The sequence below is a fragment of the Rhodococcus sp. NPDC056960 genome, from assembly GCF_042674125.1.
In the GTDB taxonomy this organism is placed as follows: Bacteria; Actinomycetota; Actinomycetes; order Mycobacteriales; family Mycobacteriaceae; genus Rhodococcus_F.
In genome coordinates this window covers 121,945-134,340 of sequence record NZ_JBHURF010000007.1, presented here as the reverse complement: position 1 = coordinate 134,340, position 12,396 = coordinate 121,945, and the positions used below count along the sequence as shown (strand labels likewise).

The window sequence follows — 12,396 nt, the reverse complement described above, 5'->3', positions numbered from 1 at the left end:
ATATGGTTTTTGAGGCACAGTGACCTGAGTCACGAACAAGGGTCATTCCATCACCGATCTCCCTGGAGCAACCGAATGAGTACCGCTTCACTACTCGCCGCGGCCGACAGCGCCGGCCACGACACGCGGCTGATCACGGCCGCCGTCGTCGGCGTCGCCGTCATCATCGCGCTGATCACCTGGCTCAAACTCCACCCGTTCCTCGCGCTGTCGATCGGCGCCGTCGGCGTCGGAATCGCCGCAGGACTGGGTGCGCAAGACTCGGTGAAGTCGTTCGTCGAGGGCTTCGGGGCCACGATGGGCAGCGTCGGAATCCTGATCGGATTCGGCGCGATGTTCGGAAAGCTGCTCGCCGATTCCGGTGGCGCCGACCGCGTCGTCGACACCCTCGTCGGCCGGGCCGGACCTCGGACGCTGCCGTGGATGATGGCGCTGGTCGGCGCGGTGATCGGCCTGCCGATGTTCTTCGAGATCGGCCTCGTGCTGTTGATGCCGGTGATCATCCTCGTCGCCCGCCGTTCGGGGCTGCCGTTGATGCGCATCGCGATCCCCACCCTGGCAGGTCTGTCGGCCATGCACGGCCTGGTTCCACCTCATCCCGGACCGCTGGTCGCGGTGGCGGCGCTGAACGCGAACCTCGGACTCACCCTCGCGCTCGGCGTCGTCGTCGCGATTCCCACCGTGATCGTGTCCGGCCCGCTGTTCAGCAAGCTGGCGGCGCGATGGGTCGACGTCCCCGTTCCCGAGCTGTACGTGACCACCGAAGACAAGGAGGGCGCCGAAGCGGCGGCCGCGCGTCGTCGCCCCGGATTCGCGACCACCCTCGCCGCCATCCTGCTCCCCGTCGTCCTCATGCTGGGCAAGGCGATCGCCGACGTCGTCGCCCCCGACTCGGAGGGGTGGATCAAGGCCCTGCTCGACTTCCTCGGCACACCGGTCGTCGCCCTCGGGCTCGCGGTGCTCGCCGGCATGGTCCTCCTCGGCCGCGGCGGCGGCATGGATCGCAACGCACTCGCGGCCTCGCTGGAGAGCTCGCTGCCTCCGATCGCCGGAATCCTCCTCATCGTCGGCGCCGGCGGCGGATTCAAGCAGGTCCTGATCGACACCGGCATCGCCGACGTGATCGCCGAAGCGATCAAGGGCAGTGCGCTCCCGGTACTGTTCCTCGCCTGGCTCGTGGCCGTGCTCATCCGGGTCGCCACCGGATCGGCCACCGTCGCCACGGTCACCGCATCCGGCATCCTCGCACCCGTCGCCGCCGAGCTGACGTCGACGCACGTGTCGCTGATGGTCCTCGCGATCGGCTCCGGTTCGCTGTTCCTGTCCCACGTCAACGACGCCGGATTCTGGCTGGTCAAGGAATATCTCGGCGTCACGGTGGTACAGAACCTGAAGACGTGGACAGTCATGGAATGCATCATCTCCGTCACCGGGCTGGCCGGTGTCCTCGCGCTGAGCGCGTTCATCTGAGAGGCCGAAAATGTCGAGTGAGGTTGGTGAGATGCACGTGAGTACGCGCGAAGCGCAGACCGCGGATCCGGTCCTGGTGCTGATGGGGGTGTCGGGGTCCGGGAAGTCGACGGTCGCGGGAATCATCGCCGGGGCCATGGGCTGGGACCTGCAGGAGGGAGACGCCCTGCACCCGCCCGCGAACGTCGCGAAGATGGCGTCCGGCCAACCGCTCACCGACGAGGACCGCTGGCCGTGGCTCGATCTCGTCGCGGGGTGGATCCGGGAGCACACCGACAACGGTCTTCCCGGGGTCATCACCTGCTCGGCGCTCAAGCGCAGCTACCGCGATGTGCTGCGGGGCGACAACGTGGTGTTCGTGCATCTCGCCGGGTCGCGGCAGCAGATCGGCGAACGCCTCACCACCCGACTCGATCACTTCATGCCCGCGTCGCTGCTGGACACACAGATCTCGACGCTCGAGCCGATCGAGCCCGACGAGGACGCCATCGTGGTCGACGTCGGCGGATCGCCGACGCAGGTGGCGACCGAGATCATCGCTCGGCTGGAGCAGCGACTCGGCCGGTGAACGTCGAGTAATCGGACGGAATTGAGTCGAAGTCGCTCGGTAACGGGCGGCTTCGACTTACCGTGGCGGGAGGTGTCCAGCTCGCTGGATGAGCGTCCGATACGACGGAGGGCAGTATGCGAACGCGTGGATCGATCGTGTGGCACTGGGATGTCAGCCGAAGCGCACGGATGACGTTCTGGTTCGCCAGAGCCTTCGTCAAACCGTTGTTCGCGATCTGGCCGACCACGGACCGCGGCATCGAACTGCTGGCGGTCCTCGACGAACTGATCGACCGGCTGCCCAAGCCGCGGGGACTCGACATCGAGGCGATCTCGCTCGGCGGGGTGCCGTGCGAGAAGATCACCCATCCGCGGCCGACGCTCGGTTCGATGGACGGCGCCACCATCCTCTACTTCCACGGCGGCGGATTCGTGTTCTGCGGGCTCGCGACCCACCGGGCGCTGTGCGGGTTGCTCGCCGCCCGCTCGGGCGCACCCGTCGTCTCCGTCGAGTACCGTCAGCTTCCCAAGGGCGCGATCGGGGCGTCGCTGGTGGACGCCATGACCGCGTACACCGAGGTGCTGAAAGTGTGCGACGACCCCACCCGGGTCATCGTCGCCGGTGACTCCGCCGGCGGCTACCTCGCGATGAAGGTCGCGGAAGTCGCCGCGTTGCGGGGTGTCACGCGCCCGGCCGCGGTGATCGGATACTCCCCGCTGCTCAACCTCGACCTCGAGGACCACGACCCCGATTTCATGAAGCGCGACGCGTACCTGCCGATGTCGCAGGTGGCCAAGCTGAAGGATCGCTGGTTGGCCGGGCCCGACAATATTCCGGGCGCCCAGTCTCCCGTCGACGCCGATCCCGGATTGTTCCCGCCGGTCTTCCTCACCGCCGCCGAGTACGAGATCATGCGACCCGACGTAGAGATCCTCACCGACAATTTCGACCGGGCGGGACGGCAGATCGAGACCCACCTCTGGAGTGGGCAGATCCACGCGTTCCCGGTCATCGGCAAGGCTCTACGCGAGAGTCGCACGATCATCGGACTCACGGTCGACTTCGCGTCCCGCGCCCTGACCGAATCGAAGCGGCACTCTGCGTGAGAGGCGAGACCGTGACGAACAGTCCCAGCAGGGCGACTCCGGTGACGAGCACGAGACCGGAGTGGAACTGGTGGAACCCGGCGTCGCTGATACCGGACGCCGTGTGCGAACCGGCGGTGACCAGCGCGGTGGTCAATGCCAGGACGAGCGCCGCACCGACCTGAGCCGACGTCTGCACGAGACCGGACGCCAGCCCCTGCTCGGAGTCGTCGACGCCCGCCGTGGCCTGCGCCATGATCGACGTGAACCCCAGCGCGAAACCGACGCCCAACAGCACCACGCTGGGCAGGATGTCGACGGTGTAGTCGGGCTGATCGCTTCCGGCGAAGAGGAACCACAGGTAGCCCAGACTCAGCGACGTCAGCGCTGAGATGATCATGCGTGCCGTGCCGAACGCGTCGATCAGGCGGCCGACGAACGGTGATCCGAACGCCACGATGATGCCTGCGGGGAGGAGCCCCAGTGCCATCTCCAGCGGCGACCACCCGAGCACCGACTGCAGGAAGATGGTCATCATGAACTGGAAGCTCAGGTAGGAGCCGAACAGTGCGACGATGCTGAGGTTCGCCCGCACGATCGAGCCGACTCGGAGGATGCTCAGCCGCACCAGCGGGTGCGCCACCCGGTTTTCCACGACGAAGAACGACGCCAGCAGGGCCGCGGCCAGTGCGAACGAGCCCAGCGTGAGCGGATCGGCCCAGCCGCGGGCCGGCGCCGACACGACGGTGTAGACGGCGAGCAGCATGCCGGACACCAGCGTCGCGGCTCCCACGATGTCGTGTCCGCCGTTGTCGGCGGCGCGGTCGCGGGGGATGAGGACGGTCCCCGCGACGAGGGCGAGAACGGCGAACGGGACCGGCATCAGGAAGGTCCAGCGCCACCCGGCACTGGTCAGCAGTCCGCCCAGGATCAGGCCGGACGAGTATCCGCTGGCTCCGAAGACCGAGAAGATCGACAGCGCCCGGTTACGGGCAGGGCCTTCCTTGAACGTGGTGGTGAGGATCGACATCGCGGTCGGCGCCGTGAACGCAGCGGCGAGGCCCTTCACGAAACGGCTGGCGATCAGCAGTGTGCCGTTGTCGACGAGTCCGCCGACCAGGGACGCGACGGCGAACACGGACAGCGCGATCAGGAAGACGCGGCGACGTCCGAGCAGATCGGCGGTGCGTCCGCCCAGCAGCAGCAGACCACCGAATCCGAGAACGTATCCGTTGATGATCCATTGAAGCGACGTGGTCGACAGCCCGAGCTCGGTTCCGATGGAGGGCAGCGCAACACCCACCATCGAGACGTCGAGACCGTCGAGGAACATCACGAGGCACAGCACGGCCAGGACGCCCCAGAGGCGGGGAGTCCAGGCCTGGTCGGTGGTCGGAGCGGTGGTGGCATCGGTGATAGTCACAGGGAGGAATGTAGATGCACGTGCAATCAATGCGCAAGCACTAATTCCGTTTGCATTTAATTCGCTTGCACCTTTTTCGTGTGCGCGCTAGGGTGCGGTTCATGAGCTCTGAAGCAGACCTGCGCGGCACGTGGCGGCTGCTCGCGAGCAGATACAACGCGATCGCCTGTGAGTTGGATCGTGAGATGCAACACGCTCACGGGTTGAGCATGAGCGATTTCGAGACCCTCGACCGGTTGATGGACGCCACCTGCGAACGACCCCGGATGCAGGACCTGGCGGCCGAGATGTACCTCAGCGCCAGCGCCCTGTCCCGCAGCGTGGCCAGGCTGGAGAAGGCGGGTCTCGTGGCCCGAGCGCTCTGTGAGGCCGACCGGCGCGGCGTGTTCGTCGACGTCACCGACGCCGGACGCGCGGTGCACGCCGACGCCAAGAAGATCCAGGTGGGAGTGCTCAGCGAACGGCTTTTGGACGCAACCTGATTCGCTACGTCAACGACGTCGGTGTCACGTAGTCGTCGGACGGGAACTCGCCGTCGACCACGGCCGTGACCACGGTGTTCGTCAGCGTGATCGCCCCGCCGTGGTTGTCCAGGAAGGCCGTGTCCGCGGCGTCGCGTCCCGTGGCGATCCGCAGCAGCGCCTCGCGCGGGGCCAGTCGGGTCGCGTCGACCACCCGCCACTCGTCGTCGACGAACGCCTCGACGACGGCGTGGAAATCCATCGGATCGCACCCCGGCGCGTATACCGCAACCAGGCGTGCCGGGATGGTGACCGCCCGCAGAAGTGCCACCGTGAGGTGGGCGAAGTCACGGCACACGCCTGCCCCCGAGAGCATCGTGTCGACGGCGCTGTCGGTGGACCTACTCGAACCCGGTTGGTAGAGCAGCCGCGATCCCACCCACGTGGTGATGTCCTGGAGTAGCTCGGGGTGCGGCTTGGACAGGTTGAACTCACCGCCGGTGAACCCGAAGAACTTGTCTGCCTCCGCATATCGGCTCGGCCGAAGATACTTCGAGAGGTCGTAGTCGGTCACCGGGGGTGAATCGGCTTTGCCCGCAACCGAAGCCAAGTATTCGACGTGCAGCGATCCGGGAGGGCTGCTCAGCAAGTGCACTCGAGTGCCGTTCTCCGCCAGGATCTCTCGCGCCTCGACGCGGTCACCGTCGTGGGTGAACGTCAACGACTCGGACAACTCCGCACCGGGTGTCCGGGCCACCGCGATCTTGAATTCGAGACTGGTGGCGTCGGTGACATCGATGTCGAGAGTGGCGGTGACGTGACGTTTCATCCGCCCATCCTGGCATCCCTCGCCCGGGGGTGCACATCACCACCGCCGAAGTCAGGCCTGAACGCGCGGCCGCAACCACTCGACGAGATCGTCGAGTACCTCTTCGTTCTCCGGTTCGTTGAATACCTCGTGGAACAAGTTTTCGTAGATCTCCACCGTGAGATCCTCCGAACCCGCGTACTCCGCGATGAGTTCCGTACCTTTCACACTGGCGAGTCCGTCGTCGCGGCCGTGCTGGAGGAGCAGGGGAACCGTCAACGACGGCAGACGCTCCGGCAAATGTTCGGCAGCGAGAATCATTCCGCGGGCGATACCGGCAGGCACCTTCCCGTGGTGGACGAGGGGATCCGCCTCGTACGCCGCCACGACCGCCGGATCGCGGGAGACCAATTTCGCGTCGAGCGACTCGACGGGAACGTCGGGGAGGATGCGTCCCAGCAGCTTGCCGATCTCGACCACGATCCGCGGCGTCCCCCTCGTGACGTCGACCGCAGGCCCGGACAGCATGAGCGCCTTCAGATCCTGCTGGTGATCGAGCGCGTAGGTCAGCGCGATGGAACCACCCATGCTGTGTCCGAGGAGGAACCGGTCGGCTCCCGGCCAGTCCGTCGAGGCGATACCGAACAACTGGTGCAGGTCGTCCGTGAACTCCGTCCAATCCTTCAGGCGGACCCGTTTGCCGCCCGACCGCCCGTGACCGCGGTGGTCGGGCGCATAGATCGCGAGGTCGAGTTCTCCGAGCCGCTCGATCACGTGGTCGTAGCGGCGGGCATGCTCACCGAATCCGTGGCACAGAACCAGCACGCCGCGCGGGCGCCGCTCGGGGAGCCACACGTCGTAGACGATGGGAATCCCGCCCACGCCGGCGAAGGACGATTCTCGATGCTGCATGATGCCCCTTCGTGGTCCGAATTCGACGACTCAGATCATTGCACGACGAGGTGCCCCGGGAAGGGACAAATTAGGGGATCGGTCCGGGTGTGAACGCCACCGGCAGGTGCTTCAGCCCGTTGATGAAGTTCGAGCGGAGGCGCTGCGCCGGCGCCGTCTGCTCCATGTCGGGCATGCGACGCAGGATCTCGCCCAGCATCACCTTCATCTCGGCGCGAGCGAGGTTGGCGCCGAGGCAGAAATGGTGACCGCCGCCGCCGAACGCAATGTGCTGCGAGAAGTGGCCGGTCGGCCGGTCGATGTCGAACCGGCAGGGGTCGTCGAATACCGCCTCGTCCCGATTCCCGGACATGTGCCAGATGACCACCCGGTCGCCCTCGGCGATCTCGACGTCGTGCAGCACCGTATCCCTGGTCGCGGTGCGCCGGAACTGCATGACCGGTGTGGCCCACCGCAAACCCTCCTCGATCAGCGCGTCGAGCTTCGACGGGTCGTCGAGTACCTTGCGGCGCTCCTCGGGATGCTCCATCAGCGCCAGTTGGGTGTGGGAGATGGCGTTGCGGGTGGTCTCGTTGCCCGCGACCGCGAGCAGCAGGAAGAACATGTTGAAATCGAGTTCGCCGAGCTTCTCCCCATTCACGTCGGCCTGGATCAGGGCCGTCGCGATGTCGTCGCGGGGGTGCCTTTTGCGGTCCTCGAACATCGCCAGGCTGTAGGCGAACATCTGCGCCGCCGCCTCGCGTTCCTGTCCCTCCGCGAGATGGAACTCCGGATCCGACGAACCGATCATCTGGTTCGTCAGGTCGAAGATGAGCTTGCGATCTTCCTGAGGCACACCCAGGAAATCGGCAATCGCCTGAAGGGGAAGCTCGGACGCGATATCGACGACGAAGTCGCACTCACCACGCTCGATCACCGCGTCGACGATGCTGCGACCCCGTCTCGCGAGAATCTCGTGCAGCTGACCGATGCGGCGGGGTGTGAATCCCTTGCTCACGATCTTCCGCAGCGCCGTATGGCCCGGTGGGTCCATGTTGAGCATCATCAGCTGCTGGCCCGCCAGATCGTCGGGGCTCAGGTCGTCGATGTAGGTGGCGCCCCGCCACGACGAGTACGTCTCCGCGTCCCGGTTCACCGTCACGATGTCGGCGTGACGGGTAACGCACCAGAAGGGGTTGCCCCGATCGTCGAAGTGCCGGTAGACGGGAGCCTCCCGCCGCAACGTGGCGAACATCTCGTGGGGCACGCCCTCGGCGAAGGTGTTCGGATTGTAGAGATCGACGTCGGCGAGCTGCACGGTCCCTCCTGAGGCTCACGTATGAGAATACGTTCTAGTCCTGGAGGATGTGGAACAACGAAAACGGCCCCGGAGAATTGATATCTCCGGAGCCGTTTCCACTTGGTAGCGGGGACAGGATTTGAACCTGCGACCTCTGGGTTATGAGCCCAGCGAGCTACCGAGCTGCTCCACCCCGCGTTGCATTGACAACACTACACCCTCCCCGGAGTGCTCTTGACCAACCAGGGGGAGGGCTACATCACATCAGCCGAAACTGCACCATTTCGACGGCGTTCTCGATCGCCTCCGAGACCTCCCGCAAGCGTTCGTCCGCGCCCGCCGCAGCGAGGATCTGCAGACGGTCGGCGTCACCCATCGGAATGTAGGTGGCGATCTCGTACAGCCTCGTACCCAGCGCACCGCGGAAACCGCCGATGACGGGAACGTCGGGCGGAGCATTGCCTGTCTCCGTCGCGAGACGACGGAGCAGGCCGTACAAGAATTCGAGTCTCTCGATCAGCGCGGGGAACTCGTAGTCCGCTGTCTGGGTGCCGGTGTTCTCGTCCGGCCACACATCCACCTCGGCGATCGGATACGGATTGTCGGGCAACCACTTCGACACCTTGATGCGTTCCTCGGTGCGGCAGAACAGCTCGTACCGGCCGTCGCCGATCGCGGCATGCGATTCGATCCGCGCGATGGTGCCGATGTCGTGGCGCACGTCGCCGCCGCCGACCTCGTTGCCGCGCGCAATGAGCACCACGCCGAACCGGGGACCGTCGGGTGCGTCGAGGCAGTCGCGGACCAGTTCCTGGTAGCGGGGTTCGAAGACGTGGAGGGGAAGCTGCTGACCGGGCAGCATCGTCGAACCCAGCGGGAACATGGGGAGCAGAGTCATCAGGGGATTCTCAATCGGGGTACGGGCGTCGCCGGAAGCGGGTCGACGCGATCGATCTCGTCCGTCAGGTGGTCGGACCACATCAGTAGTCCGGAGATGTCGAGGCCGTGCGGCGCCTCCACCTCGTAGTGCCGTATCCGGTCGTGGCCCTGGCGCAGCAGTGACCGTGCGCCGGTCTTGTTGCCCCGCATCAGGTGGGTGAGACCCGCTGCGAGTTGTGCGAGTCCCTGCCACAGTTCCCGCTCGTCCTCGGGGGCAATCTTCCACGTGCCTTCGAGGATTTCGTGGGCGTGGAACGGCATGCCGTGGTCGAGCAGCCGCTGGGCCTCGGTGATCGCCTCGTCGGGCGGCAACCGCACATCGTCCGGGATGCGCGGCACCCCCTCGGCGTCGTGGGGCAGGGGGCGGCCGAGTTCGTCGCGGGGTCGCGCATTGAGGGGTTTCCCCGTCCCATCCCTGTCCCGATCGGCCATGGCACAAGGGTAACGCTCAGTCGCTGGTCGGCGAAGGGTTCGCGGCGGCTGCCGACACGCGTTTCGACAGCTCCTCCTGAACCACCCGGGCTGTCGCCGGTCGCAGGTGAACGCGGTCGTCCTGGTGATAGAGGTAGCGGCCGTCCCCTTCGACGTCGATCCAGGTCAGCTCGCCCAGAACAGGCTCGTCGAGCCCACTGCGCGCACCCCGGATGCAGATATATCCGATGCCCGTCCGCGGTCGGCCGACGACCCTGCGCAGGAGGGTGCCGTCGGAGACGCGGGCGTTCTGCAGGACCAAAGACCCGGTGTTTCGAGCCTCGACGTCGTCGGGGTGCGCGGTCAGCGACGCCGTCCGTCCGGGCGGGCAGTCGGGTAGACCCTTCACGAGCTGGGTGGTGAGCCAGTCGACACCCTCGGTGCCGGCGTCGATCCGGATGTCGCCGCGACCGGGTGCGCCACGTAGTTGTTCGGCGACGACGGCGACCCGGCCGCGGATGCTGCCCCTCCGCCGAAGCCCGGAGTCGAGTTCGGGGGAGGGAGCGAGCACAGTCACCGACAACTGTGGATGCCGCAGCGCCTCGATCGCCGCGACCAGGTTCGGCTCGTCCAGTGCCGTCCGCCACTGCTCCAGTTCGCGCTGCTGCACGGCGTACCGGTCTTCGGTCGCTGCGGCGGACCGATACTGCAACGGGTACGGCATACGGTCGAGATCCGTTGCCTCCCAAAGACACATGAACTGGGCCGACGTCAGCAGCCAGTTCATGCGCCGATTACCGGGGGTGCGACGGGGTCGAGTTTGCCGATCAGGTCGTTGCCGTTGTCGACGGTGATGAGGTAACTCGGCGTCTGGTGCTCCGTGTCGCCGTCGCCGTTGCCTGCCGGACCCCGTCCGGGGGCGCCCATCATCCCTGGTGCCATGCCCATCCCGGGTCGACTCATGCTCGGTTTCACCGGCGTCGCCGCTGCGGCGGCGGCTGCCGCGCCCGCACCCGCCGCGGCGCCACCGGGCGGGATCGGGCTTCCCGGAACCACACCGCTCGTCGAGGATTCCGAGTCGCGCCTGTCATTCTTCCGGCGCACGCTCGCCGCCGAGCCCGAGCCTCCGACGCCCGATCCGCTGGAGCTCGACCCACCGGTTCCGCCGTAGCCGCCAACGCCTGCCCCGCTCCCTGACTGCGAGCCGGTACCGGCCGCATTCTGCGCATTTGCGGCCGAAGTCTGCGCGGCGGAGCCGGGGCCTGCGCCTTGGTTGGCAGCGGCCTGGCTTGCAGCGGCGTCCGCATTCGCCGCGGACGTATTCGCAGCAGCAGCGTCCGCCGATGACTCCACATCCGCCGAGCCCTCGCCGTTCACGGACGCATCCCCGCCGCCCAAGGCGGAGGAGGAGTCGCCGTTGGTCGGGCTCCAGGGGCTCGAGCTGTGAGGAACCGTTCCGTGGGTACTCGACACACCGTCGGATCCGGTACCGACTCCCGAAGGTGTATACGGCTCCGGCAGTTGCGGGACGTTCGTGCCGACATCGCGGTAGTTCGGGACATAGATCGCTTCCAACTTCCGAACTGCCTCGAGCCGTGCCGCTTCCCGTGCAGTCTCGGACGCCTCCGCCGCAACAGGACTGAGTGGCAAATGAGACAGCACGCTCGGAGAACTAGTTGGCTGGGGCACAGACGCTTTCACATCCGCCGCTGCACTGCTCAGGATATCGAGCTTGACTGCGATTGCGGCGATACTCGATGTCAATTGGCCACTGGTTGCAGCGAGTTTCTCGGTCGCCTGTGCCGCGGCATCAGCTGCGGCACCCTCCCATCGTTCAGAAATCGTATTGCGGAGGACTGCGAATCCGAAGGCAAGGGGGAGGGAGTTCGAGATGTTGTGGCAGGCCTGGGCAAGTTCACCGATCGCGTCGGGAACCATGGTCTGCACCTTTGCGTACATTTCTTCGTGACCCATACCGTGGAAGCTCTCCATGGTCTGGATGTACGGGTCGTCTGTTCCTGTTCCTTCAATGAGCTTATCCGCCGAGTTCTGCAGGCCAGTGCGGCGTTGCTCGCCTGCGCCATTCGGACTTAGCGAGTCGAGGATCGCGGACACGGCATCCTTTGGCGGCACGGCTCAGTCCTCCTTCGGAATGTAGCGCTCGAAAATGCGGGCGGTGTCTTCGAGGCCAGCGCACCATTCGGGTTCGGGAGCAGGCCCAGCGTAATCGGGGAACAGGCTCCGAGTTAGGCCGAACATGCCGAAGGGGGTTTCAATGCTGAGATCGCACGCATTTCTTACTTCAGGGTTAAACTTCAGGAGCGCCCGACGACCGTTAACCTGAATCTCTGTGGCGTGGTCCTTAGACTTTTCTTGCTCCTCAGCCCAAGTGATATTCCCGGACAAAGCGTTCATTCCATAGAGGCCGTCGGTGGAATCATACGAACAGCCTAGGAATGTGTAACTCTTCGCAGGGAAGTCCGCGTTCTTTTCGCTATTCGGGTCGTACCCTGCTTCCAGCAGAGCTTCGTCGGGAATGTCGAGGCACGGATCGAAGACGACCTGAGGGCGAGTTGATTCATCCACGTGGCGCGGGACACGGGTGGATGACGTTGGCGGATCCGACTCAGTTGTCGCGCTCGCTGTGCACCCCACCAGCGCCATGGTGGTCGACGCAATGCCGATCCACGAAAGGGAACGTCTCATGCTGGAGTGTCCTCCTGGATTGCACCAAGGGCTTGTCGGATTGCGCTGTCAGCGTTCCCAAAGGCTTCGCCGCCGGCCGCAAAGGTATCGCGCATCAGAATAATTGCGTCACGGAACTGACTAAGGCGTTGATGCACTGACGCGGCATTGCCGGTGAATTTTGATTGATAGCCTTCCTGCAGCTCATGCGCGGAGGTGAAGCCTCCGAAGCCGGTGACCATGCGAAGGCGGTCTGCTTCCTTAATCGCATCGCGGACCTGCTCCAACATCGTGTTGCACACGCCGACGCACTTCTGGATTGCGTCGTCGTCAAGACGCAGTGTTTTGCTCATTCCCATCCCCCCAGTACTCG

General features: G+C 65.6%; 14 protein-coding genes and 1 tRNA gene. 4 read left to right on the top strand and 11 right to left on the bottom strand.

The genetic code is table 11. The features are described 5' to 3' along the window. The first annotated feature begins 75 nt into the window (after window positions 1-75). From ACFTWF_RS13020 to ACFTWF_RS13010, 3 genes are all read left to right on the top strand, one after another. Window positions 76-1,470: a GntP family permease gene (locus ACFTWF_RS13020; RefSeq protein WP_378461620.1), complete on the top strand. Its 1,395-nt coding sequence runs from the start codon at window positions 76-78 to the stop codon at window positions 1,468-1,470. 31 nt (window positions 1,471-1,501) lie between these two features. After that, window positions 1,502-2,038 (top strand): gluconokinase, encoded by a 537-nt coding sequence (locus tag ACFTWF_RS13015; protein ID WP_378461619.1) that lies wholly within the window; start codon window positions 1,502-1,504, stop codon window positions 2,036-2,038. 116 nt (window positions 2,039-2,154) lie between these two features. Next, window positions 2,155-3,126 carry an alpha/beta hydrolase gene (locus ACFTWF_RS13010; RefSeq protein ID WP_378461618.1) on the top strand — a complete coding sequence of 324 codons (972 nt, stop codon included), beginning with the start codon at window positions 2,155-2,157 and terminating at the stop codon, window positions 3,124-3,126. On the opposite strand, the gene ACFTWF_RS13005 is transcribed toward ACFTWF_RS13010, so the two are convergent. After that, window positions 3,071-4,528, bottom strand: coding sequence for an MFS transporter (locus ACFTWF_RS13005; protein WP_378461617.1), 1,458 nt, complete (start codon window positions 4,526-4,528; stop codon window positions 3,071-3,073). The genes ACFTWF_RS13010 and ACFTWF_RS13005 overlap by 56 nt on opposite strands. Before the next feature lie 101 nt (window positions 4,529-4,629). On the opposite strand from ACFTWF_RS13005, the gene ACFTWF_RS13000 reads away from it, so the two are divergent. Further along, a complete protein-coding gene (locus ACFTWF_RS13000; protein WP_378461616.1) occupies window positions 4,630-5,010 on the top strand; it encodes a MarR family winged helix-turn-helix transcriptional regulator in 381 nt (126 codons plus the stop codon). A 4-nt stretch (window positions 5,011-5,014) separates the two neighbouring features. Here ACFTWF_RS13000 and ACFTWF_RS12995 read toward each other — a convergent pair whose 3' ends face one another. The 10 genes from ACFTWF_RS12995 to ACFTWF_RS12950 form a co-directional block, all read right to left on the bottom strand. Next, window positions 5,015-5,818 (bottom strand): transglutaminase family protein, encoded by an 804-nt coding sequence (locus tag ACFTWF_RS12995; RefSeq protein ID WP_378461615.1) that lies wholly within the window; start codon window positions 5,816-5,818, stop codon window positions 5,015-5,017. Window positions 5,819-5,869: 51 nt separating this feature from the next. Then, the gene (locus ACFTWF_RS12990; protein WP_378461614.1) at window positions 5,870-6,709 is read right to left on the bottom strand and encodes an alpha/beta hydrolase; all 840 of its coding nucleotides are present in this window, start codon (window positions 6,707-6,709) and stop codon (window positions 5,870-5,872) included. A 70-nt stretch (window positions 6,710-6,779) separates the two neighbouring features. Next, complete coding sequence (locus tag ACFTWF_RS12985; RefSeq protein WP_378461613.1) at window positions 6,780-8,006, bottom strand: cytochrome P450; 1,227 nt, start codon at window positions 8,004-8,006, stop codon at window positions 6,780-6,782. A gap of 103 nt (window positions 8,007-8,109) precedes the next feature. Next, window positions 8,110-8,186, bottom strand: a tRNA-Met gene (locus ACFTWF_RS12980). A gap of 61 nt (window positions 8,187-8,247) precedes the next feature. Then, window positions 8,248-8,886 (bottom strand): LON peptidase substrate-binding domain-containing protein, encoded by a 639-nt coding sequence (locus tag ACFTWF_RS12975; protein ID WP_378461612.1) that lies wholly within the window; start codon window positions 8,884-8,886, stop codon window positions 8,248-8,250. Further along, a complete protein-coding gene (locus ACFTWF_RS12970; protein ID WP_378461611.1) occupies window positions 8,886-9,359 on the bottom strand; it encodes a DUF309 domain-containing protein in 474 nt (157 codons plus the stop codon). The genes ACFTWF_RS12975 and ACFTWF_RS12970 overlap by 1 nt, the downstream gene beginning before the upstream one ends. 16 nt (window positions 9,360-9,375) lie before the next feature. Next, the gene (locus tag ACFTWF_RS12965; protein WP_378461610.1) at window positions 9,376-10,125 is read right to left on the bottom strand and encodes an ESX secretion-associated protein EspG; all 750 of its coding nucleotides are present in this window, start codon (window positions 10,123-10,125) and stop codon (window positions 9,376-9,378) included. After that, window positions 10,122-11,453 carry a hypothetical protein gene (locus ACFTWF_RS12960; RefSeq protein WP_378461609.1) on the bottom strand — a complete coding sequence of 444 codons (1,332 nt, stop codon included), beginning with the start codon at window positions 11,451-11,453 and terminating at the stop codon, window positions 10,122-10,124. Before ACFTWF_RS12960 ends, ACFTWF_RS12965 begins: the two co-directional genes overlap by 4 nt. Window positions 11,454-11,474: 21 nt before the next feature. Continuing rightward, window positions 11,475-12,044, bottom strand: a complete 570-nt coding sequence (locus ACFTWF_RS12955) for a DUF3558 domain-containing protein (protein WP_378461608.1) — start codon at window positions 12,042-12,044, stop codon at window positions 11,475-11,477. Then, the gene (locus tag ACFTWF_RS12950; RefSeq protein WP_378461607.1) at window positions 12,041-12,376 is read right to left on the bottom strand and encodes a hypothetical protein; all 336 of its coding nucleotides are present in this window, start codon (window positions 12,374-12,376) and stop codon (window positions 12,041-12,043) included. The genes ACFTWF_RS12955 and ACFTWF_RS12950 overlap by 4 nt, the downstream gene beginning before the upstream one ends. Window positions 12,377-12,396: the final 20 nt, after the last annotated feature.